General features: G+C 46.7%; 1 protein-coding gene. It reads right to left on the bottom strand.

Annotation, left to right across the window (positions count from 1 at the left end; all coding sequences use genetic code 11):
* Positions 1-399 (bottom strand): hypothetical protein (locus KP705_RS18645; protein ID WP_215765387.1); only part of this gene is annotated, 399 nt, incomplete at both ends.

Here is a 399-nt window from a genome sequence, read left to right as displayed (position 1 = left end):
TCCCATCTTCTAAGACGCTACCCCCACCTCTACCCATGTGAGATATCGTGTAAGTGTCAAGCATATATGCTTTTGCGGAATCATCCACCGCATTGATATCCCTGTTGCCAAGCTCCCACGAACCACGCAACGCAAACAGATTACGCCCCGTTAGAGCATCGCATCCAATTTTTTGGAGTTTTTCGATAACCTGCTGAGGGTGTCGCTTAGAGACATCTTCAATGAGTTCGAGAGCCTTTTTGCCGAGTTCAGTGTCAGGCGTCTGCGTATAATTCTGGACCATAAGACAGGKTTCAGAGACGTTATAGAAAGCATGATGCGGGAGCATCAGCCCAACAATCTTATTCTCCATCTGCTCGAATTTTATTTCATCACCAACGATGACACGACCATCAAGAG

This window comes from Gluconobacter sp. P1D12_c (assembly GCF_018812105.1).
In the GTDB taxonomy this organism is placed as follows: Bacteria; Pseudomonadota; Alphaproteobacteria; order Acetobacterales; family Acetobacteraceae; genus Gluconobacter; species Gluconobacter oxydans_A.
The sequence above is the reverse complement of the archived record's forward strand: the minus strand, read 5'-3'. Positions and strand labels throughout refer to the sequence as shown.